The following is a 21,556-nucleotide window of genomic DNA, read 5'->3' as shown; positions in this document are numbered from 1 at the left end:
CGAAGTGTCTTCCTATTAGATATGAACGCTATGTTTCAGCTGTGACGCGAGCGCGTTGTACGACTTTTGCCTCTTGTTTGGCCGCAAACATGTTTGCAAAACGTTTATCCAGCACGTTTTTTACCGCAATAATTAAGCCCATTCCTAAAAATGCCCCTGGTGGTAAAATAGCTAGCAAGAAGGGAGAGTCGGTTGTGAATACGGTGATTTTCAGACTACTGGCCCAGTCGCCTAATAATAAGTTAGCACCAGCAAACAAAGTGCCGTAGCCGAGAAGTTCGCGCATTGCGCCGAGTAAAACCAGTACTGCTGTAAAGCCTAAGCCCATCATTAATCCGTCGAAGGCAGCATATACTACCGGGTTTTTCGATGCATAGGCCTCCGCTCGACCGATTATCGCGCAATTCGTTACGATCAATGGAATAAATATCCCTAGTGCCTGATACAACTCGAAGGTATAGGCATTCATTAGTAATTGTACGACCGTTACGAACGCCGCAATTATCATAACAAAAATAGGAATACGGATTTCATTGGGTACAACATTGCGAATAATTGATACCGTCGCATTGGAGCCAATTAATACCAATGTCGTTGCTAACCCTAAGCCGAGCCCATTAGTGATGGTGGCGGTAACGGCTAATAGTGGACATAACCCGAGCAATTGCACCAAAGCAGGATTATTTTTCCATAGACCTTGCCAGCTTAGTTGTTTAAATTCATTCATACGGGATCACCCTTGTATCGCTGATTGACTGCGACATTCGTTACTCGCAGAAAAAATTGCGTCATAATTCAATTGATAATACTCGACGGCTCGCTTTACAGCACCAACAACTGCTCTTGGTGTGATTGTCGCCCCAGTAAATTGATCAAATTGACCACCGTCTTTTTTTACCGACCAATTTTTTGCATTTTCAGTGGTCAGTGTCTGATCGGTAAAACCCAGAACCCAATCACTTATCCGCAGATCAATTTTATCACCTAGGCCGGGTGTTTCTTTATGATTTAGCACGCGTACACCTGTCACGGTCGACTGGTCTTTTATACCCACAACTAACTCAATGCGCCCACTGTATCCATTGGGCGCAGTGGTTTCGATAACAGCTGCTACCGGCAGATCGTCTTTAGTGGCGCGGTAAATATGATGCGCAGTTTTCGAGCCCAAATAATCAACTGACGTTACCAACACACAATCTCGCTGCATTTCATTGGTATAACTATTTCTAGGAACAAGTTCATCTAGGATCTTAAGTAAGGTTAGTTGATGCTGGTGTTCAATTTTTTCTTGTGTACCGAAATAGGTAAGCGCGATAAGGCCACTGGTGATTACCGCGAATAAACTTAATATCAGACCATTTTTAGCGATAACGAATTTCATCTGCGCTCTCCTTTAGCATCTTTTTGATGTCCGTAAGTACGCGGTCGGGTGTAATAATCGATTAGGGGTACCGCCATGTTCATAATTAAAACAGCGAACGCTATGGCGTCAGGGTAGCCGCCCCACGTGCGAATAACGTATACCCAAAAACCAATAGCAGCACCGAAAATAATACGGCCTTTATTGGTTGTTGATGCAGATACTGGGTCGGTTGCAATGAAAAATGCGCCAAGTATTAGACTACCGTTGAATAGATGAAATAGGGGAGACGCATAGCGATCACCATCGACTAAAAACATCACACCTGCACAGATAACCATCGCAGCCAGCATGCCTCCTGGAATGTGCCAGTTAATAATTCGCGCGCGTATAAGATACAAGCCGCCAACCAAGTAACCCATGCTAACCCAAGACCAGCCTATACCTAAACTGCCGTCGAAAATACTCGACTGCAAACCCTCTTCATAGGTTAATCCTTGGGCAAGACCTGTTTTGATGGCATCTAATGGCGTGGCCATAGTATGACCGTCAACGGCATTTTGTAATTGGGCGAGGCTAAATCCATCAGCAGTAAAACCTGTCACTACGGCGTAAATAGCATCGACGATACTAGATTGATGCATGGTTAAACTCTGCACCGGTAACCATTGAGTCATTTGTACTGGAAAAGACACCAGTAACATAACGTAAGCGGCCATAGCAGGATTAAATACGTTAAAGCCCAAACCACCGTATAGTTGTTTGACCATGGCAATGGCGAAGAAGGTACCGATTACAACTACCCACCATGGGGCAAAGGGGGGGATACTAATTGCCAATAAAATGGCTGTTAATATAGCGCTGTAATCCTTAATAGCACGTTCGAAGTCTCGTTTACGCAATTCTAAAATACTGGCTTCTGTGATCAAAGCGGTGACAACAGCCAAGGCTATTTGCACGAGCACACCAAAGCCGAAAAACCAGGTTTGTAATAATATTCCTGGGATCAAGGCATAGATAACCATACGCATGACTTGACCAGTGTTACGTTTAACATGCTGATGGGGAGAGCTCGCGAGTTTATAATTCATATACAGGTTTTAATCTTCTGATGATTTCAATTGAGCCGCTTTCTTGGCTTTTGCTTTGGCAACCGCAACGGCGATACGACGCTTCTTCTCGTCTAAAGCTTCTTCAGCTTCCGATAGTTGCGTCTCTTGATTGATAGTTGACGTTACAGACTGATTAGGTAATGGCGCGGGTACTTCATTGGTATTTTGCACTTCACCCTTGTTAGGTAATACGTCGCTGGCTGCCTCTTTGGTTAATTTTTTAGCTTTTGCCTTTGCTACAGCAGCAGCGATACGGGCTTTTTTCTGATCCGCAGGATCAAGTTGTTCGGTTAACGTTTCATCATCGGGTACTGGGGTTTTAGATACGCTTTTTGCAGGCTCTTCAATTTTGCTTTCTGTTAACGTCAATGTGTCAGGGAAATCGTATGAAGACACCTCAGCTTGGACTTTATTTTGCTCTACTTGTTGTGCTTTTTTGGCTTTTGCTTTAGCCACAATAGCAGCAATGCGCTGATTTTTCGCTGAGGCCTCACTTTGCAAACTGTCATTAGCTTGGCTTTGAGAAGTCGAATTCATTTCAGGGTTGAGTTGGGACGCTACCAAGATTTGTTGTTCCGCAACGGGTTTTTCGTCCATTGTAATCTGTGGTTCCACAGGATTTTCCGTGACTAATTTTTCGGCCTTTTTTGCCTTTGCTCGAGCGATAGCAGCAGCAACGCGTTCATCTTTAGATTTACCCGGGGCAGATGATTCTTTGGGAGGATCAGAGGGCGTAATTTGGTCCTGATCGAGTTTCGGCTCAAGGGGAACCAATTCTGCCTGCGCTAATCTTTGTGCTTTTTTCTCTTTGGCTCTCGCTATGGCTGCAGCAACACGGGAATCTTTTGAGTTACCGGCTGTTTCAGAGGGTTCAGCTTGTGTTTCGACTAGCGCTTCGTTTGCCGAAGCTGAAATCGGGGTATCAGTAATGGCAACTGAATCTGTGTTGGCCTCAATATTATTTATTTTCTGGGCTTTCTTTGCTTTTGCGCGCGCAATGGCCGCAGCTACTCGATCATCTTTGGATGTACCTGAAGATTGGATTGGCGTGTCTTGATTTGTTTGAACTGACGGCGCTATAGATGTTGGCTCGTTGGCATTATACTCGGCTTGCTGAGCTTTTTTGGCTTTCGCTCTGGCTAATGCAGCAGCGATTTTATCTCCAGCGTCATTGCCTTTGTTTTGCATCGCTGATTGACGCGCTTCTGCCGCTTTACGGTGTTTTTCGTCTCTTGCTTCTTGTTCTCTTACTAAGCGAGCGGCGCGACTTTCAAAACGTTCTCTGGCTTTATCTGATTTTTGTTTTTCTTCTTGTTCAAGCCTGATTTCAGCTTTGGTCACACGGTAATAGTGCACAAGTGGTATATCGCTTGGACATACGTACGCACAGGCACCGCATTCAATACAATCAAATAAATTATAATCTTGGGCTTTATCTAACTCTTTTGCCTTACTATGCCAAAAAAGTTGCTGGGGCAATAAAGATACTGGACACGCATCAGCGCAAGCACTGCATCGAATGCATGGTTGCTCCGCTTCTGGCTCTGCTATTTCATCTTTGGTAGGTAATAACAGACAATTGGTTATTTTAACTACGGGTACTTGATCACTTGCTAAGGTAAAGCCCATCATAGGACCGCCCATGATTATCTGCTTTTGTGATTGCTTATCTACTAAATAACCGGCTGACGCCAATAAATGTGCAACGGGCGCGCCTATCAATGCCCATACATTTTTTGGTGTACTTACCGCTTTGCCAGTGACAGTAACCACGCGCTGTATCAAAGGTTTGCCTGAAAATACTGCGTCTGCAATGGCGTAACACGTTCCGACGTTGTGCATTATCACGCCCACATCAATTGGCAAACCTTGCTTGGGCACTTCTCGATTAGTTAATACTTGAATAAGCTGTTTTTCACCGCCAGCGGGATATTTAGTGGCAATGGGCACTACCTTATACTGCTCACTCTGTTGACAAGCCACTCGCATGGCTTCTATCGCCTCTGGCTTGTTGTCTTCTATGGCAATATATACTTGTTTAGGAGACAGCAGATGACATAACACGTCTATGCCTTGGCGAATTTGCCATGCATGCTCTCGCATCAAACGATCATCGGCTGTGATATAAGGCTCGCACTCAACACCGTTTATAATAATAAATTCGACGTCTTTTTTCGGTGATGCTTTTATATGCGTAGGAAACCCTGCGCCGCCCATACCAGACACGCCAGCATTGCAAATCGCTTCAAGCACTGCAACCTTCGGCAATGATTGATAGTCTTTTAATGGGGTAAGAGCTATCCATTTATCGAGAGTATCGGGTTCGATAACTAACGTTTGCTCAGGCAACGCAGAAGGATGTGCAGATACATGAGGCCCAACACTTATCACCGTGCCTGATGTTGACGCATGAACCGGAACCGCAAACGGGTTTGCGCTGCGAGTAAGTGGTTGACCTTTTAAAACGTATTCTCCTGGGCCGACGAGCAATTGGCCTTCAACACCAATATGCTGCTTCAGCGGAATATACAAACGCTCGGGAAGCGTCATGCTTTCTATTGGTTGATGATTCGATAGTTCTTTTTGTTGGGCTGGGAATATGCCACCGGGGAAGTCCCACAGTTTATTACGCTCAACGTGCTTTACAATTTCATCGAAAGAAGGAATTAACACTCGATTCATTAGCTCACCTGCTTAACGGGGATACTGTCAATGTTCCAGCGCCACGAAGAAGCCGTGGTTTGTGTAGGGATCATATCAATACAGTCAACAGGGCAGGGGTCGACACACAAATCACAACCGGTACACTCATCGCTCAATACCGTGTGCATTTGTTTAGCTGCGCCTAAAATCGCATCTACTGGGCAGGCTTGAATGCACTTAGTACAGCCAATACATTCATCTTCGCGTATAAAGGCAACTTTCTTTATGTCTTCAGTACCGTGAGCGGCATCTAAAGAGGTTGCTTCAACTCCCATTAAATCCGCAAGGCGTTTTATAGTTGCGTCACCACCCGGTGGACACTTATTGATATCGTCGCCATCGGCTATCGCTTGTGCGTATGGCTTGCAACCCGGATAGCCACATTGACCGCATTGTGTTTGCGGGAGCAACTCATCGATCTGGTCGACCAGAGGATCGCTTTCTACTTTGAAACGAACCGACGCGAACCCCAATATTGAGCCAAAGACTAGGGCAAGCAGGCCAATAGCTATAAGTGCAGTAAGAATAGTCCAAAACAACGTCATTAAAACTTCACCAAGCCAGTAAAGCCTAAAAACGCCAAGGACATCAAGCCAGCAGTAATCATACTAATTGATGCACCTTTGAATGGGGCAGGCACATCGGCAACGGCTAAACGCTCGCGCATAGCGGCAAACAAAATTAACACGAGTGAAAAACCAACTGCTGCACCGAATCCATAGATAACTGACTCAATAAAGTTATGGTCATGATTTATGTTTAATAAGGCGACACCGAGTACGGCACAGTTTGTCGTGATTAGAGGTAAGAAAATACCCAGTAATCGATACAGTGTTGGACTCGTTTTATGAACGACCATTTCGGTAAACTGAACCACTACAGCTATTACCAGAATAAAACTTAATGTGCGAAGGTATTCAATTCCCAATGGCAATAATATGTAGTGTTCAACGAGATAACTGGAAAGAGAAGCTAATGTGAGAACAAAGGTCGTGGCCATCGACATACCGATAGCTGTTTCAAGCTTCCCTGATACACCCATAAATGGACAAAGGCCGAGGAACTGAACCAATACAAAGTTATTGACAAGCACCGTGCCGACTAATAGCAGTAAAAACTCAGTCATATTGTTTGCAACCTAGTACAAAAATCAAAATCTTAAAACCTGTTCGTTGTTATGCAAAGTGAATGCGAGAGCTGATGATTACCGAAAATGCCTTAAGCCTTACATATATAAGGCAAAATACACCCTAACCACCCCGTAAACAAATTACTCCCGTTGATGAATATGGATAAAATAACGGCAATCATTTCGCCAAAATTGAGTATGAACGAAGTGTGACAGATACATCTTCGATAAACTGCGCGGTATTATCTAAGTAATCGAACTGATTAACAACTTGATATGCAAAAGTTTTGAGGATTTTATAACGAAGAGAAATATGAGAATTGAGCCTGATTGGCTCCCCCTCCCCGATTCGAACGGGGGACCTGCGGATTAACAGTCCGTCGCTCTAACCAACTGAGCTAAGGGGGAATCAAATATCAAACTTTATGCCTTAAGACATAAATAACGCTTCGAATCGAAAACTACCGAGCCTTGTTAACAATGCATATGCCTTGTAAACGTTGGCTCCCCCTCCCCGATTCGAACGGGGGACCTGCGGATTAACAGTCCGTCGCTCTAACCAACTGAGCTAAGGGGGAATCGTTTAACGCTAGTTGAAAGAACTTTAGCAAAACATTGCCTTATTAAGTCAGTGCCTGTGAGGCCCTTTCAACGGGGGCGAATATTAATGAGCATACCGTCTGGTGTCAACACCGATTACAACTATTTTTAGCTTTTTTCGGGATTATTTCACAATTGATTTTTATTCGTACAATCACTCGGCAAAATCGCTCAAGAGTTGTTCGTTTTGTTAAACGTAATTAGCATTAGCCGTAAGAAGGTAGTGGTTCGGCTAATAGATTAAACGAAATGGGTGGCGATCATCAGCTTATTACTGTCACCTGCCAATATGGATAATCAATGTAAGAAAATTTACTAATAGGAAAAAGAGCAATAATTGGTTCCTATATAACTAATGGTTATTTAAATGTTGTTGATTACTGTATGTATAATCAGTAATTAATAAAAGTGTAACCTAGCGTATGACTGCAAGAGGTTAGTGATGACTTACCAAGTGATCTGGCATTATTCATTCAAGTTCACGGATTTGTTGAGGCGGGGATAGTTATCCACTATATCTGTGGATAACTATGTGCATGAATTCGCAATGCTTCTCGCAAGCCTAGTAGATTCGATGTCAATACGATTTAAGAAAAACTTTTGTTTTTCTATTTTTATCTATATAAATCATGATGTTATACTATATATGGCGCTTTTGTAGGTTAGCTTGGGTGATTTTCACCCAGCTTGTTTTTATCTTGTGTGTTGTTTTCATTAGCAAATTTAATTTTATAAAAATAGTGCTTGAAATTACTAAATTTATGTCTACCGTTTTTGTCCGAAAAGTAACAGGAAAGTGATCAATCTCTCCGCAAAAGAATAATGAGTATGGAGGGGGTGCTTATTTTTCGTCACTAATTGCATACATATTGATCTACCCATGTCCTATTACTGTTTACTTGAATCGCCAAAGCGAATATTTTTTATGAAAATCAATCTAAGCCAAGCACGTATTTTGAAACAGCTTTCCGTTAGTCTTATGTAATTTGTTGGCTTACTATGGTCGGCTAGTTATTTAGGGAACCCCAATGTGAGTCAAAAATCTGCATCAACAGAGCGCCGCGACCTGTTAAACAGCCCCATCGGTAAAACAATAAAAAGCATGACGATTCCTATGTTGATAGGCATGGTCATGATGATGTCCTTTGGATTAGTAGATACCTTTTTTATCGGCTTGTTGGGCACACAAGAGTTAGCAGCTATTAGTTTTACCTTTCCTGTTACTTTTACTTTAATTAGTCTGCATATTGGTTTAGGGATAGGTACGTCAGCGGTAATCGCACGTTTTCTTGGCAGCAATAGCCATGATCAAGCTAAAGAATCTGGTACAGGTGCATTAATGTTGGCATTTGTATTGGCTGTTATACTAGCCTTGGTTGGCTTGTTAACTATCGATCCTATTTTCATCTTACTCGGGGCAACTGATGGGCTATTAGTGCATATTCGTGAGTATATGGTGGTCTGGTACGCCGCTGGTGTATTTTTGGCGATGCCGATGGTAGGTAACAGTATTTTACGTGCGTCAGGCGATACAAAAACCCCTAGCTACATTATGGCAAGTGGGGGTCTCATAAATGTAATCCTAGATCCTATCCTTATATTCGGCTGGGGGCCTATTCCAGCAATGGGGATGCAAGGGGCGGCTCTAGCCACACTTATTGCGTGGGCATTAGGGCTAATATACATCTTGTATTTACTAGCCTACAAACGTCAACTTATCTTGCCTCGTCTATTAAAGTTGAAAGAACTACGGCGTACCATTGGCGGTATACTAAAGATTGGCTTACCCGCCGCAGGTGCAAATATGCTGACGCCTATAGCGGGTGGAATTTTAACGGCAGTTGTTGCCGGGTATGGCCCTGGTGCAGTCGCGGCATGGGGGGTGGGTGGCCGTTTAGAGTCGATAGCCAGCATCGTTATTTTAGCCTTGTCTATGTCGTTGCCGCCTTTTATTAGTCAAAATTATGGGGCTAATAACTTATTGCGAGTGTCAAAAGCATATCAAATATGCGTACGTTTTGTGGTGGTTTGGCAATTGCTGGTATTTGTTGTGATTTATATGTTGTCTGGTGTGCTGGCGCGTTTATTCTCCACAGAGCCAGAGGTTATCAATCTTATTCAAGCCTATTTGATGATCGTTCCTCTAGGCTATGGCGTACAAGGGATCGTGATTTTGACTAACTCATCATTTAATGCGATGCATTTGCCAATGTCTGCGCTACTGATGAGTGTTTTACGGTTGTTTGTATTTTTTGTGCCCATATCCTATCTAGGTAGCTACCTATTTGACCTCAAAGGTATGTTTTTTGCGGGTATTGTGGCTAATGTGCTCACCGCTGCGGTAGCATATATCTGGTTTAGCCGGACAATTGCTAAACGCATCTCTGGGTAATTTCGTTTCTATTTTCAATAAAAGGGTAATCAATGGCTCGTCCGTTTCAACTTACGTCTTCCTATTCACCGGCAGGGGATCAACCTAAAGCCATTAAGGCGCTAGTCGAGGGACTTGAGAGTGGTCTTGCCGCTCAAACCTTACTTGGGGTAACCGGGTCAGGGAAAACCTTTACTATGGCCAATATTATTAGTGAAGTGCAAAGACCCACTTTAATATTAGCCCATAATAAGACGTTGGCAGCTCAGTTATACGGAGAGATGAAGGAGTTCTTTCCTAATAATGCGGTAGAATATTTCGTGTCATATTATGACTACTACCAACCTGAGGCCTATGTGCCATCTAGTGATACCTTTATCGAAAAAGATGCCTCGATTAATGCGCATATAGAACAAATGCGTTTGTCGGCGACTAAATCGTTAATGGAGCGTCGGGATGTCATAATTGTTTCTAGCGTATCAGCGATATACGGTTTAGGTGATCCGGATTCGTATATGAAAATGTTACTGCATTTTCGCCAAGGCGACATCATGAACCAGCGTGATATCCTGCGTCGTTTAGCCGAAATCCAATATAGCCGTAATGATATTGCCTTTGAGAGAGGTACCTTTAGGGTACGGGGCGATGTGATTGATATTTTTCCGGCAGATTCTGAACGTGAAGCAATACGTGTAGAGTTATTCGATGAAGAAGTTGAGCGTATCAGTATATTCGATCCATTAACTGGGGCCGTGGAAAAAACGGTGACTCGAGCGACTATCTTTCCAAAAACCCACTACGTGACGCCACGGGAAAAGATTGTCGATGCTATTGAACATATAAAAGTCGAACTGAAAGAACGAAAAGCGCAATTGTTGTCTGTTAATAAATTGGTTGAAGAGCAGCGACTCAGTCAGCGTTGTCAATTTGATATGGAAATGATGCAAGAATTAGGATATTGCTCGGGTATCGAAAACTATTCCCGTTATTTATCGGGTAGAACACCTGGTGATCCGCCTCCGACGCTAATTGATTACTTTCCCTCAGATGGCTTACTGTTTATCGATGAGTCTCATGTAACGGTTTCACAAATTGGCGCTATGTATAAAGGGGACCGTTCGCGTAAAGAGACATTGGTTGAGTATGGTTTTAGACTTCCTTCCGCTCTTGACAATCGACCATTGAAGTTTGAAGAGTTTGAACAGATTGCCCCGCAAACTATTTATGTATCAGCTACACCGGGCAAGTATGAGTTGGCAAAAACACCGGACGATATCGTTGAACAAGTTGTTCGCCCAACCGGCTTGATTGATCCAGAAATCGAGATCCGTCCGGTTGGAACGCAGGTTGATGACTTATTGTCGGAAATTGAGAAATGTGTCGCACTCAATGAGCGCGTATTGGTTACGACGTTAACCAAGCGTATGTCCGAAGATTTAAGCGAATATTTAGATGAACATAATGTCAAAGCGCGCTATCTACATTCGGATATCGATACCGTTGAACGTATTGAAATTATTCGGGATCTGCGCTTAGGTAAATTCGATGTCTTGGTTGGTATTAACTTACTTAGAGAGGGCTTGGACATGCCAGAGGTCTCTCTTGTAGCGATTCTTGATGCTGATAAAGAAGGATTCTTGCGCTCTGACCGTTCTTTAATTCAAACCATGGGGCGTGCAGCTCGACACATAAATGGTCGCGCGATCCTATATGCCGATCGTATTACTGGATCAATGCAACGGGCCATTGATGAAACCGATAGACGACGTGAAAAACAGCGAGAGCATAATAAAAAGCATAATATTGTGCCTACTCAACTGAATAAGCCGATCACCGACATTATGGATGTAGGCGAGGGTGGTGGACAAGGTAAGGTTCTGCTGCGCAAGGTCGCGGAATCAGGTAAGAAGTACAACGGCTTAACTGTGCCGGAGTTGATGAAAAATATCGCCGAGCTTGAAAAGAAAATGTTCCAACTAGCTAAAGACTTAGAGTTTGAACAAGCTGCATCGATGCGAGATGAAGTCGAAATGCTGCGCCAAAAGTTGGTAGATATATCCTGATACATGCTTTTACCGTCATAATAATGTGAAACAGCACCAATTTATGCGGGGAAATAAATGTTATTTTGGCGACGTTAATCAATCTTCAATGATTTTTCGTGATGGTTAGCAGCCATTTTAGCGATATTTACATTGTAATCACATTTGGCCTTGCCTATTATACGCTTAAGTATCAATAACTATACCTAAAAGCGGTGCTAACCATGATTAATCGTCTGCAAGAATCAGATATCAAACTTCTTCGCGTGTTTTACGCCGTTGCATCTTGCAACGGTTTCACTGCTGCTGAATCTGTGTTGCGTATGCAACGTCCTAATATCAGTGCCGCCATTAAAAAGTTAGAAGACCGATTAGACTTGGTGTTATGTCACCGAGGACGAGGAGGATTCCAAATGAGTAAGGAAGGCGAGGTAGTGTTTCAAGAAACCAAGCGTATCTTTAACTCATTTGACAACTTTGTATTCAACTTAAAAAGCTTACACGACGACTATTCAGGGAATATTACCCTTGTAATGATGGCTGGTTTGCCACTTAATTATCACCTTGCAGTGAGCAAGGCGGTTAAAAGTACGATGAATAAATTCAATGATATTCACGTTAATATTCAAACCCGTTTATATAACGAAGTGGAACACGTCGCTTTATCAGGTGAGTGCCATTTGGTGTTGTCCACCTATGATATGGTGAAACCAGAATCGGTGACATTTCACCCAATCAATGTCAAATGCCGAGGCCGTCTGTATTGTTCACCAACCCATGCTTTGGCCAAATATACGGATGGCATTCCGGATAATATACGTATCGATGATTATCCGGCTATCGGTATATCCGGTTTGTCTTCTAGTAACTATATAGACGGTGAGCGTAGGTTGTCGATCCAAACTTTTTCAGATTCTTATGACGGGTGTTTGTCGGCGATTATGACCGGTGAATATTTGGGGTTATTACCTGATTATATGCTTGAACACCAAGGTAAAGATTTGGGCTTAGTCAGCATCAAGAATCGCCAATTTGAGTTTAGCCATGAGCTATTTGTGATGAACGGTAAGAATACTCGGTTAAATCCTGTGTTACGTCATCTTATTAAGGAAATCGCCTACTTTATTCAACAAACTGAAAAGTAGTCTTTGATTAATTATTGCAATCGATTTTATTGGATTAGCTGGATACTAGTTTAAGCAAAAGCGTGAATAGGAAAATAGGGTGTGTCGCCCACACTCTTAGTTAAGCCAAGTGAGGGCGTAATAAAATAACTGAAACGTTATTCGTAGCTGAGCGGATCTTGCGTGTTATTTTGCTCAAATGCCTCTAATCTCTCTTGGCAAGCTCCGCACTTTCCACATGCTTTTTCACGGCCGTTGTAGCAGGTCCAAGTTAAATTGTAATCGAGTCCCATATTCAGTCCAGCGGTTAAAATATCGATTTTACTTTGGTATAAAAACGGTGAGATTATTTCAACCTTTTCGTAATTGGCGATCGCGCATACATCATTCATACGTTCAACGAATTCTGGGCGACAGTCAGGGTAAATAGCATGGTCGCCCGAGTGTGCACCGTAAAACACCTTAGTGGCGTCTAAAGACACGGCATAACCCACTGCCATCGACAGCAAAATCATATTGCGGTTGGGAACCACAGTTTGCTTCATACTTTCTTCTGCGTAATGCCCTTCAGGAATGTCGATATCTGACGTTAATGATGACCCACCTATTAACTCATTTATCGCCGATATATCGATAATCTTATGAGATACTCCCAAGTTCTGACAGGCACGACTTGCGTAATCCAGTTCTTTGCTGTGGCGTTGACCGTAATCAAAGGACAAGGCATATACTTCGTATCCATCATTAACTGCCATGTTTAGAACGGTGAAGGAGTCCATGCCACCAGAAAAAATTACTACCACCTTTTGTACCATTTGTTCAGCTTCTCTATAATCGACAGTTTCTAGATGCTAATGTTAAGCCATTCGGTCTGAAAATCCCAGATAACCCTTAGTTAAACCACAGGAAAGCTGTTGAATACATACAAGATTAACGAGGTTTTTGAATCTCTTCAGGGGGAGGGCGCCCATACAGGTGTACCGTCTATCTTTATTCGCTTGCAAGGTTGCCCTGTTGGCTGCCCTTGGTGTGATACTAAACACACATGGACAGTCAATGAAGATCTCAAAGTTGAAGTAACCGAAGTCATGGCGCAAAACGAAGATACCGAGCAGTGGTTTGCGCATACGCCTGAACAATTATTAGCGTTATTTAAATCCCATGGGTATACCGCTAACAATATTATTTTGACTGGAGGAGAGCCCTGTATGTATGACTTGACGGCACTTTCAACGGTCTTATTAGAGAATGGTTACAGTGTTCAGGTCGAAACCAGCGGTACCTATGAAATTTTGACCCATAAAGATACTTGGATAACCGTCTCACCGAAAGTTAATATGCCGGGTAAGCGCGATGTGTTAAAAAGTGCATTGCTAAGGGCAAATGAAATCAAGCATCCAGTGGCCATGCAGAAGCATATTGAGGAATTGGACGAGGTGCTTTTGTTACTGGAGGGAGCTGATACTCCTAAACCGTTGATCTATCTTCAACCTATCAGTATGCAAAAACGAGCAACTGAATTGTGCATTAAAACCTGTATAGCCAGAAATTGGCGTTTATCTTTACAAACACACAAATTTATTGGAATCGAATAATTGGGTTTTTTATGCAACGAGACGCGATGAAATTTTTAATGGATTATGCCCATGCGCTTGATCGGCATGATGTTGAGCGTTTAATCAACTTCTGTCTATTGCCGACGGTTGTGATAAATGATCACGATAAATATGTCTTTATGCAGGGAGATGACTTAGCAAAATCATGTCAAGTCATGCTTAAGCGTTTGCGCGCAGCTAATATAGTCAGGCATTTGCCTAATTTAACGCAGGCAATACGCTTGTCTGACACACTGCATTTTCTTAAAATGCGTTGGCAATTATTAGATGCTGATGATCAAGTCGTTTCAGTCTGCGCGACTTCTTATACTTTGCAAGAGGTTGCTGATGGTAGCTTAAAAATCATTGTGGCCGTAGTGGATGACGATCAAGAATCGATATTTCAATTTTTCTCTAGTAATAATGAGCGAGATAGCATTGGTTAAATTAATATTTGGGCTTGCCTTGTTGGTCACGTTTACCGGACAGGCAGCCACATGGCGACTTACCTATCCTAGGGCAATGTCTGAATCGGATCAGCGGTCAATTTATCCGGTGAAATTATTGGCGCTAGCGCTTGAAAAAACGGGTGTACGGTACTCACTTAAACCATCTGAGCGCATTATGTTGCAAAATAAAGCACTCAAACGTTTGATGGACAGTCGCGATGTAAATGTGGTGTGGAGCGTGACGGATAAACAGCGGGAGCAACAGTTGCTGCCCATACGTATTCCTATATATAAAGGCTTGATTGGTTGGCGTTTACTGTTGATCAGAGATGATATGCCTGCGCGATTTAAATACGTACAAAAGCTCGAGCATTTAATAAAACTTATTCCCATTCAAGGGCGTGATTGGCCCGATACCAAAATCCTTCAAGCTAATGGATTCAATGTTACGGTAGATAATGCATATGGTAATCTCTTTAATTTATTACGCCGTGCGCAGGGAGATTTTTTCCCCCGCTCGGTAGTTGAAGTATGGGATGAGATTGATAACCCAGCTTACAATGCTGATTTAATGGTCGAGCAGGAGATAGCCATTCGTTACCCTGAGGCTATGTATTTCTTTGTGAATAAGAAAAGTCGCCCATTGGCGAGTTTAATTGAGAAAGGGTTAGAAATAGCCATCGCAGATGGATCGTTCGAGCAACTTTTTGTGCAAACATTTCAGGGCAAGTTAGACCGAGCAAATATGCCTAATCGTCACATATTCGAGCTGGAAAATAGTTTTTTACCGACTGCTACACCGCTTAAACGTAAAGAATTATGGTATGACCCTGACGTGTTAAAACTGAATCAGTAATAATAGCCTAAATAGAAACTACAAAATCAGTTAACTATATATAAATGTACCTAAAAAAGGGCCTTCCCACGTTCAAGTGAGAGAGCCATTTTTACTATTTTCCTAACGATATATTCCGATAGATGTTACATTTTTATGCATCTTGCACATTGACTACGTAGCGACCAACAACTTGACCTTTAAAGAAGCGATCTAGGTAAGCGGGGGTTTCTGGGAGTGAAATCTCTTGTTGGTAGCTATCCAAATTAGGTAGTTTCATGTCTGTTGCTACGCGCTGCCAAATATGCTTTTTATCTTCAAGTGGAATATAGACTGAATCAACGCCAAGCAACGACACGCCGCGGGTGATAAAAGGTATCACATTCATTGCTATTTCAGGTGACGAAGCAAGGCCTACTGAAGCAACACCTCCTCCGGCTTTTAGCTGTTTCAGCAAACCGGTTAAATAATCGCCTCCTAAAGTATCAATACCGTGCGCCCATTTTGTTTTACCTATGGGTAAGTCTTTCACTTCTAAAATCACATCTCTGTGTAATACTTCGCTAGCACCTAGTTCTTTTAACTTATCTGATTGTTCAGGTTTGCCAGAAAATGCCACAACCTCATAACCTAATTGCTTGAGTAGTGCGATACTGATACTGCCTACACCGCCTGTTGCACCAGTTACCGCTACTGGACCGTCGCTGGGTTTAGCGCCCATTTTCTCAAGCTTTTGAATACACAATGCTGCGGTTAATCCCCCTGTGCCATAAGTCATGGCTTCTTTTAACGTCAGGGTTTCAGGGCAAGCTACCGCCCATGTGGCTGGTATCGAAATCATTTGTCCTAAGCCACCAGGTGTATTCATGCCTAAGTCGTAACCAAATACCAATACATGTTGGCCAGCTGAGAATGTGCCTGACTTATCGCTTATCACAATGCCAGCGGCATCGATTCCTGGCGTGTGCGGAAAGTGCTGACTAATGCGCTTATTACCGCTGGCTGACATCGCATCTTTGTAGTTTAGCGACGAATAGTGGACTTGGATCAGTAGGTCATTATCTGGTAAATCACTGACACTGCGCTGAACAATACTCTTGGTAAAGGTCTTATCATCTTGCTCTTCGACGAGTAGGGCTTTAAAAGTGTTGGCTTGAGACATGAATAAAATACTCCTGTTATAGGAAATTGATGTAATGAATAAACCGCGATCTTGTTACAAACACATCGCAAAGTTCAACTTATAATGTAAAGGCGAGTTCGCCATTGGGAGAGCATGCGCTACCCATTAAGGTTGGGGGCTGTATCGAATATTCAAGAGGTTAACGGACAAAACCTGACGAAGTGAAAAGGCCATTATTTCTATTCACCACATTAAGTCAGATGAATTAAGCAAATAAAGTATGTAAAACACACAACCACATCTACTCTGAGTTTAAAGGAAATCACGCAGGCTGGTTTTCACACTTAACAAACACAAATATGGTTGGTTAAGTCTTGCAGAATAAGGGGTAACAATGTCAAACGAATTTATGGGTAAAACGGCGATAATCTCAGGTGCGGCAGGTGGTATTGGTTTAGCACTGGCAGAAGCTCTCGGTAAGCAAGGTATGAATATCGTGATGGGCGACATCGATATTCAAGCGTTGGCCGTTTCAAGACAATCGTTGTTAGATAAAGGCGTGAACGTATTAGCCTGCGAATTAGACGTAACTGATTACAAACAATGGCAAGACGTTGTCGCCCGAGCAAAAGATACCTACGGTAAAATCCATATGGTGATTAATAACGCCGGTGTGGGCGGGATCCCAGGTAAAATTGAAGATACCGAGCATGAAACGTGGCGTTGGGTGATGGATGTTAACGTTATGGGTGTGCTATATGGCGCACAAGCCTGCGTTCCGGCTATAAAAGAGCATGGTGAGGGCGGTTGGATTGTTAATGTTGCATCGATGGCAGGAATGTTAGGTATGCCATACGCAGGCGCTTATTGCGCATCGAAAGCTGCAGTTGTATCTATGACTGAAAGTTGGGCGGTGGAGCTTAAATCACACAATATACATGTGTCAGCGTTATGTCCGGCGTTTGTTAAAACCCGTATTCACGAATCTCATCGTAATCGCCAGACGAAATACGCTGTGGCGCAAGAGAACCGACAAGATAAAAAGAAACTGCAAGCTGGTGCTAATGCTGCGACGATAGCGGTGGAGTCAGGCATTCCAGCTGGCGTTTTAGCCCAGCGTGTATTGGAGGCTCTTAAGTCTAAACAGACTTATATTTATACTCATCCAAATTATCGTAAAGTGACCAGCGGTCGTTCTCAAGCAATTGATAACGCATTTGTCGACGCGCAAGACAGCCCCGTCGTTGGTCATCTTATCAATGAAGAGATTGTCACGTTTTAACGCGCTCATGTACTTCGGTGATGCAACCTAATATAACTGCAGCGGGAGCGAAAACTCCCTTTTTGGCACGATTTATTACGCAATAAAGCGCATTTTATAGACATAAAAAAACCGCTTGCGCGGTTTTTTTCATAATGACTTAATTTCTATTAAAAATTAGCTAGCTTGGTTGTGCACATCACGCATCGCGCGACCTGATGGGTCAGCATTGCCTTTAAAGCTAGCGTCCCATTCTAATGCTTCAACCGTGCTACAAGCGATAGATTTACCGCCAGGTACACAATGAGCAGCACTTTCTTGCGGGAAGAAAGACTCAAAAACAGTACGGAAGTAGTAGCCTTCTTTTGTGTCAGGGGTGTTGATTGGGAAGCGGAATGCTGCGCTTGCCAATTGTTGATCTGTCACATCTTGCTCTACTTGCTCTTTAATAGAATCAATCCACGAGTAGCCTACGCCATCACTGAATTGTTCTTTTTGACGCCATAACACTTCAGCAGGTAAGTACTCGCCGTTATCAAAGGCTTTACGTAGGATCCATTTTTCCATTTTGCCATCAAGACACATTTTGTCTTGTGGGTTTAGGCGCATCGCTACATCTAAGAATTCTTTATCTAGGAAAGGGACGCGCGCTTCTACACCCCAAGCTGATGTAGATTTATTAGCACGGGCACAATCAAACATGTGTAAGCGTTCAAGTTTACGTAACGTTTCTTCGTGAAATTCTTTCGCATTAGGTGCTTTATGGAAATATAGATAACCACCAAATATTTCATCAGCACCTTCACCAGACAATACCATTTTAATACCCATGGCCTTTATTTTACGGCTCATTAGGTACATAGGCGTTGCCGCACGAATTGTTGTTACATCGTAGGTTTCAAGATGATAAATTACGTCACGAATAGCATCTAATCCTTCTTGCACGGTAAAATGTACTTCGTGGTGTACGGTACCAATCATCTCAGCTACTTTTTTTGCCGCGATTAAATCAGGTGCGCCTTCAAGACCTACTGCGAAAGAATGCAGTCGAGGCCACCATGCATCAGACTCATCGTTATCTTCTACGCGTTTAGCCACATATTTGGCTGCAATAGCGGAGACTAATGACGAGTCTAAACCACCGGATAATAATACACCGTAAGGCACGTCAGACATTAAATGCGATTTTACTGATTTTTCGAATGCAACTTTAAGATCATTTAAATCAGTCGGATTATTTTTAACGTTTTCATAGTCCATCCAGTCTCGCTGATAGTATTTTTTCAGCTCACCTGTTTTGCTCCATAAATAATGCCCTGGAGGAAATTCTTGTACCGTTTTACATACAGGAACCAAAGCTTTCATTTCAGATGCGACGTAAAAATTACCGTGTTCGTCATAACCGGTATACAAAGGAATAATTCCCATGTGGTCACGAGCAATTAAGTAAGCGTCTTGCGCTTGATCGTAAAGTACAAAAGCGAACATACCTTGCAGTTGGTCAATAAACTCAACGCCTTGCTGTTCATACAGAGGAAGAATAACTTCACAATCAGATTTAGTTCTAAAATCGTACGCTTGAGCTAAGTTCTGCTCAAGAGCCTTGTGGTTGTAGATCTCACCATTGACGGCAAGAACGCTATTATTATTTCGGCTGATAAGTGGTTGCGCGCCTTTGTCAACGTCAACGATTGCTAAGCGCTCGTGACACAAAATGGCATTATCGTTATTCCATACGCCCGACCAGTCAGGACCGCGATGACGCAGTAGTTTGGAAAGTTCTAATGCTTGCGTTCTAAGTTCTGATACATCAGTTTTGATGTCCAGAATGCCGAAAATACCACACATAAAAAGGCTTCTCTCTTTTGGTTATTTGTTACTAACTCATATAGCTGAATGGCTTGGTTTTAATGAAACCAAACATGCGTGCTGGGGAAAGTGGTGGTTATTATATTTATTATTACTTTCTTGCGCCCTTGAATTTGCCAGCATGAGAAAAAAAAGCAAGCGGAAACTGTAATTTTTTTACACTTGTTGGCTATTAGTTAGATTAAGTGCCGTTTTTTGGCATTAATTCAACCTATTTGTGCGGGAAGGACGAGAAATGGCCAGCTGATTAATAAAATTATCAGCTGGCCGTAATGGTAAATTTTAATTAAAAAACTCAGTGACGCTGAAACTCACTCGCAGCGTTCCACTTAGGCCAGTCAGATGATTGGGCAAGATCGTAACCCACTTCAAACAATAGTTGGCTGTCTTCCCGCACACCTGAAAAATCCCAGTTTTCACGGAATTGATCACAAACTTGATGATAACACCCTGTAATTAATAGTTTGGTGCGCTTTTTATAATCTGCCGTTTTCTCATCGATTGGAGTGTTTCCACCTTTTGCATAAAGAGCCGGTACCCCTTGTTTCGCGAAACTAAAATGATCAGAGCGGTAATATGAACCCGCTTCAGGACGAGACTCTTGCGTTAGCACGCGGTCTTGTCGTTTAGCGGCTTTGGCTAAATAAGTCTCTAGTTCTGACTTACCCATTCCCACAACTGATACATCTTTTGTGCGTCCAAGTACGTTCATGGCATCCATATTAATATTCGCAACTGTTTTATCAAGGGCAATAATAGGATGTTCGGCATAATACAAAGAGCCTAGTAAGCCTTGTTCTTCTGCGGTAACAATTAAAAACGTCACCGAGCGTTTTGGTGCAATGGTTAGTTCTTTATATGCTTTGGCAATCGCAAGTGCTGTGGCGGTACCTGTGGCGTTATCGTGGGCGCCATTATATATCTGGTCACCTTTTTTATTTTCATCTTTACCTAAGTGATCCCAGTGAGCACTGTAAATTATATGTTCTTCAGGCGTCTGTGAACCTGGTAAAGTGGCGATAACGTTATGGCTAACAGATTTCTTCATGGTGCTATTTACGGTTATAGATGCCTTTTGTTTTAAGTTGCTGTGATATGGACTCACAAGCGCTTTAGCTTTTTCTTGGGCGAAGTCTAACCCTGCGTCAGCGAATACTTTTTTAGCTGCATCATTTGATAACCATCCTTCAACGGCAACGCGATCCGCATTACCATTTTCACTGACCAAGCTATATTGTGGGCCACTCCAACTATTGGCAACCACAGACCAACCGTATGATGCGGGCGCAGTTTCGTGAACAATGATTGCTGCAGCTGCACCTTGGCGACTGGCTTCCTCGTATTTGTATGTCCAGCGGCCATAATACGTCATGGTCTTGCCTTGAAATTTACCACTGTCAGGATTTTCAAAGCCGGGATCATTAACCAAAATTACGACTGTTTTGCCTTTAACGTCGAGCCCAGCGTAGTCATTCCAGTCGTACTCTGGAGCATTGACGCCAAAACCAACGAATATCACATCGGAATCGTTTACGTTTACCTGCGTTTTTTCACGCTTAGTGGATGCGATCATGCCTTTTTTGTATTCGAAGGTGTTATTACCTATGGTCATGGTCATAGCAGGTGAAGCGGTCATCTCAAGTAAATTGACTGCTTGCAAATAGCTGTCGCCATTACCGGGTTCATAACCCATCTGTTTAAAATTGCTAATTAAATAATCCAGGGTGATTTTTTCGCCTTTTGATGTTGGCGAACGCCCTTCAAATTCATCGGATGAAAGTGTTTTTGTATGTGCTTTTAGCGTCGCATCAGTAATGCTTTGATACGCACGCGTAAAGTCACTTTGTGCATTGTATGTATTATCTTTGTCGTTATTCACGCCACAGGCAAACAACGTTGCGCTTAGTAGTGGAATAGCCGCCAGTTGAATTCTTTTCATTTTTATATTCACCTAGTTTGGTTTTACTCAAAATTAATTTCCAC

Annotated in this window: 17 protein-coding genes and 2 tRNA genes; 7 read left to right on the top strand and 12 right to left on the bottom strand. The window is 42.7% G+C overall.

From position 1 onward, the window contains the following. Positions 1 to 28: 28 nt before the first annotated feature. From GQR89_RS14170 to GQR89_RS14135, 8 genes are all read right to left on the bottom strand, one after another. Complete coding sequence (locus tag GQR89_RS14170; RefSeq protein ID WP_158770635.1) at positions 29 to 727, bottom strand: electron transport complex subunit E; 699 nt, start codon at positions 725 to 727, stop codon at positions 29 to 31. 6 nt (positions 728 to 733) lie between these two features. After that, entirely contained in the window at positions 734 to 1,381 is a 648-nt protein-coding gene (gene rsxG, locus GQR89_RS14165; RefSeq protein WP_158770634.1) for an electron transport complex subunit RsxG, read from the bottom strand. Beyond that, positions 1,378 to 2,451: an electron transport complex subunit RsxD gene (gene rsxD, locus GQR89_RS14160; RefSeq protein WP_158770633.1), complete on the bottom strand. Its 1,074-nt coding sequence runs from the start codon at positions 2,449 to 2,451 to the stop codon at positions 1,378 to 1,380. Before rsxD ends, rsxG begins: the two co-directional genes overlap by 4 nt. Positions 2,452 to 2,460: 9 nt before the next feature. Next, positions 2,461 to 5,154 carry an electron transport complex subunit RsxC gene (rsxC, locus tag GQR89_RS14155; RefSeq protein ID WP_158770632.1) on the bottom strand — a complete coding sequence of 898 codons (2,694 nt, stop codon included), beginning with the start codon at positions 5,152 to 5,154 and terminating at the stop codon, positions 2,461 to 2,463. Beyond that, positions 5,154 to 5,720: an electron transport complex subunit RsxB gene (gene rsxB / locus GQR89_RS14150; RefSeq protein ID WP_158770631.1), complete on the bottom strand. Its 567-nt coding sequence runs from the start codon at positions 5,718 to 5,720 to the stop codon at positions 5,154 to 5,156. The genes rsxC and rsxB overlap by 1 nt, the downstream gene beginning before the upstream one ends. Beyond that, on the bottom strand, positions 5,720 to 6,301 hold the full coding sequence (gene rsxA / locus GQR89_RS14145) for an electron transport complex subunit RsxA (protein WP_158770630.1): 582 nt from the start codon (positions 6,299 to 6,301) through the stop codon (positions 5,720 to 5,722). Before rsxA ends, rsxB begins: the two co-directional genes overlap by 1 nt. Before the next feature lie 334 nt (positions 6,302 to 6,635). After that, positions 6,636 to 6,712: transfer RNA gene (locus GQR89_RS14140), tRNA-Asn, on the bottom strand. A gap of 93 nt (positions 6,713 to 6,805) precedes the next feature. Beyond that, positions 6,806 to 6,882 (bottom strand) — tRNA-Asn (locus tag GQR89_RS14135). A gap of 1,052 nt (positions 6,883 to 7,934) precedes the next feature. Between GQR89_RS14135 and GQR89_RS14130 the strand changes: the two genes are divergently transcribed. The 3 genes from GQR89_RS14130 (at position 7,935) to GQR89_RS14120 (ending at position 12,462) form a co-directional block, all read left to right on the top strand. Further along, on the top strand, positions 7,935 to 9,296 hold the full coding sequence (locus tag GQR89_RS14130) for an MATE family efflux transporter (RefSeq protein ID WP_158770629.1): 1,362 nt from the start codon (positions 7,935 to 7,937) through the stop codon (positions 9,294 to 9,296). A 32-nt stretch (positions 9,297 to 9,328) separates the two neighbouring features. Then, a complete protein-coding gene (uvrB, locus tag GQR89_RS14125) occupies positions 9,329 to 11,338 on the top strand; it encodes an excinuclease ABC subunit UvrB (protein ID WP_158770628.1) in 2,010 nt (669 codons plus the stop codon). A gap of 203 nt (positions 11,339 to 11,541) precedes the next feature. Next, positions 11,542 to 12,462, top strand: coding sequence for a LysR family transcriptional regulator (locus GQR89_RS14120; RefSeq protein ID WP_158770627.1), 921 nt, complete (start codon positions 11,542 to 11,544; stop codon positions 12,460 to 12,462). Between the two features lie 137 nt (positions 12,463 to 12,599). Here GQR89_RS14120 and queC read toward each other — a convergent pair whose 3' ends face one another. Next, the gene (gene queC, locus GQR89_RS14115) at positions 12,600 to 13,256 is read right to left on the bottom strand and encodes a 7-cyano-7-deazaguanine synthase QueC (protein WP_158770626.1); all 657 of its coding nucleotides are present in this window, start codon (positions 13,254 to 13,256) and stop codon (positions 12,600 to 12,602) included. Positions 13,257 to 13,355: 99 nt separating this feature from the next. Here queC and queE point away from each other — a divergent pair, with 99 nt between their 5' ends. From queE to GQR89_RS14100, 3 genes are all read left to right on the top strand, one after another. After that, entirely contained in the window at positions 13,356 to 14,036 is a 681-nt protein-coding gene (queE, locus tag GQR89_RS14110) for a 7-carboxy-7-deazaguanine synthase QueE (protein ID WP_158770625.1), read from the top strand. Positions 14,037 to 14,062: 26 nt separating this feature from the next. Beyond that, positions 14,063 to 14,482: a hypothetical protein gene (locus GQR89_RS14105; RefSeq protein WP_233268977.1), complete on the top strand. Its 420-nt coding sequence runs from the start codon at positions 14,063 to 14,065 to the stop codon at positions 14,480 to 14,482. A gap of 76 nt (positions 14,483 to 14,558) precedes the next feature. Continuing rightward, on the top strand, positions 14,559 to 15,341 hold the full coding sequence (locus GQR89_RS14100) for an amino acid ABC transporter substrate-binding protein (protein WP_158772275.1): 783 nt from the start codon (positions 14,559 to 14,561) through the stop codon (positions 15,339 to 15,341). Between the two features lie 133 nt (positions 15,342 to 15,474). On the opposite strand, the gene GQR89_RS14095 is transcribed toward GQR89_RS14100, so the two are convergent. Next, on the bottom strand, positions 15,475 to 16,482 hold the full coding sequence (locus tag GQR89_RS14095) for a YhdH/YhfP family quinone oxidoreductase (RefSeq protein WP_158770623.1): 1,008 nt from the start codon (positions 16,480 to 16,482) through the stop codon (positions 15,475 to 15,477). A gap of 355 nt (positions 16,483 to 16,837) precedes the next feature. Here GQR89_RS14095 and GQR89_RS14090 point away from each other — a divergent pair, with 355 nt between their 5' ends. Continuing rightward, positions 16,838 to 17,725, top strand: coding sequence for an SDR family NAD(P)-dependent oxidoreductase (locus GQR89_RS14090; protein ID WP_158770622.1), 888 nt, complete (start codon positions 16,838 to 16,840; stop codon positions 17,723 to 17,725). A 156-nt stretch (positions 17,726 to 17,881) separates the two neighbouring features. Here the strand turns inward: GQR89_RS14090 and asnB are convergent, their stop codons facing one another. Together asnB and GQR89_RS14080 are read right to left on the bottom strand one after the other, a co-directional pair. Beyond that, entirely contained in the window at positions 17,882 to 19,552 is a 1,671-nt protein-coding gene (asnB, locus tag GQR89_RS14085; protein ID WP_158770621.1) for an asparagine synthase B, read from the bottom strand. 316 nt (positions 19,553 to 19,868) lie between these two features. Then, positions 19,869 to 21,512 (bottom strand): M28 family metallopeptidase, encoded by a 1,644-nt coding sequence (locus GQR89_RS14080; RefSeq protein WP_158770620.1) that lies wholly within the window; start codon positions 21,510 to 21,512, stop codon positions 19,869 to 19,871. Between the last annotated feature and the right edge of the window lie 44 nt (positions 21,513 to 21,556).

This window comes from Paraglaciecola sp. L1A13 (assembly GCF_009796745.1).
Taxonomy (GTDB): domain Bacteria; phylum Pseudomonadota; class Gammaproteobacteria; order Enterobacterales; family Alteromonadaceae; genus Paraglaciecola.
This window is presented reverse-complemented; position numbering and strand designations above follow the sequence as displayed.

What these genes read in the sequence shown, in the direction of transcription:
- GQR89_RS14170 (WP_158770635.1), bottom strand. Translation starts at nt 727, where the DNA reads ATGAATGAATTTAAACAACTAAGCTGGCAAGGTCTATGGAAAAATAAT.
- rsxG (WP_158770634.1), bottom strand. Translation starts at nt 1,381, where the DNA reads ATGAAATTCGTTATCGCTAAAAATGGTCTGATATTAAGTTTATTCGCG.
- rsxD (WP_158770633.1), bottom strand. Translation starts at nt 2,451, where the DNA reads ATGAATTATAAACTCGCGAGCTCTCCCCATCAGCATGTTAAACGTAAC.
- rsxC (WP_158770632.1), bottom strand. Translation starts at nt 5,154, where the DNA reads ATGAATCGAGTGTTAATTCCTTCTTTCGATGAAATTGTAAAGCACGTT.
- rsxB (WP_158770631.1), bottom strand. Translation starts at nt 5,720, where the DNA reads ATGACGTTGTTTTGGACTATTCTTACTGCACTTATAGCTATTGGCCTG.
- rsxA (WP_158770630.1), bottom strand. Translation starts at nt 6,301, where the DNA reads ATGACTGAGTTTTTACTGCTATTAGTCGGCACGGTGCTTGTCAATAAC.
- uvrB (WP_158770628.1), top strand. Translation starts at nt 9,329, where the DNA reads ATGGCTCGTCCGTTTCAACTTACGTCTTCCTATTCACCGGCAGGGGAT.
- GQR89_RS14120 (WP_158770627.1), top strand. Translation starts at nt 11,542, where the DNA reads ATGATTAATCGTCTGCAAGAATCAGATATCAAACTTCTTCGCGTGTTT.
- queC (WP_158770626.1), bottom strand. Translation starts at nt 13,256, where the DNA reads ATGGTACAAAAGGTGGTAGTAATTTTTTCTGGTGGCATGGACTCCTTC.
- GQR89_RS14105 (WP_233268977.1), top strand. Translation starts at nt 14,063, where the DNA reads ATGAAATTTTTAATGGATTATGCCCATGCGCTTGATCGGCATGATGTT.
- GQR89_RS14100 (WP_158772275.1), top strand. Translation starts at nt 14,559, where the DNA reads ATGTCTGAATCGGATCAGCGGTCAATTTATCCGGTGAAATTATTGGCG.
- GQR89_RS14095 (WP_158770623.1), bottom strand. Translation starts at nt 16,482, where the DNA reads ATGTCTCAAGCCAACACTTTTAAAGCCCTACTCGTCGAAGAGCAAGAT.
- GQR89_RS14090 (WP_158770622.1), top strand. Translation starts at nt 16,838, where the DNA reads ATGTCAAACGAATTTATGGGTAAAACGGCGATAATCTCAGGTGCGGCA.
- asnB (WP_158770621.1), bottom strand. Translation starts at nt 19,552, where the DNA reads ATGTGTGGTATTTTCGGCATTCTGGACATCAAAACTGATGTATCAGAA.
- GQR89_RS14080 (WP_158770620.1), bottom strand. Translation starts at nt 21,512, where the DNA reads ATGAAAAGAATTCAACTGGCGGCTATTCCACTACTAAGCGCAACGTTG.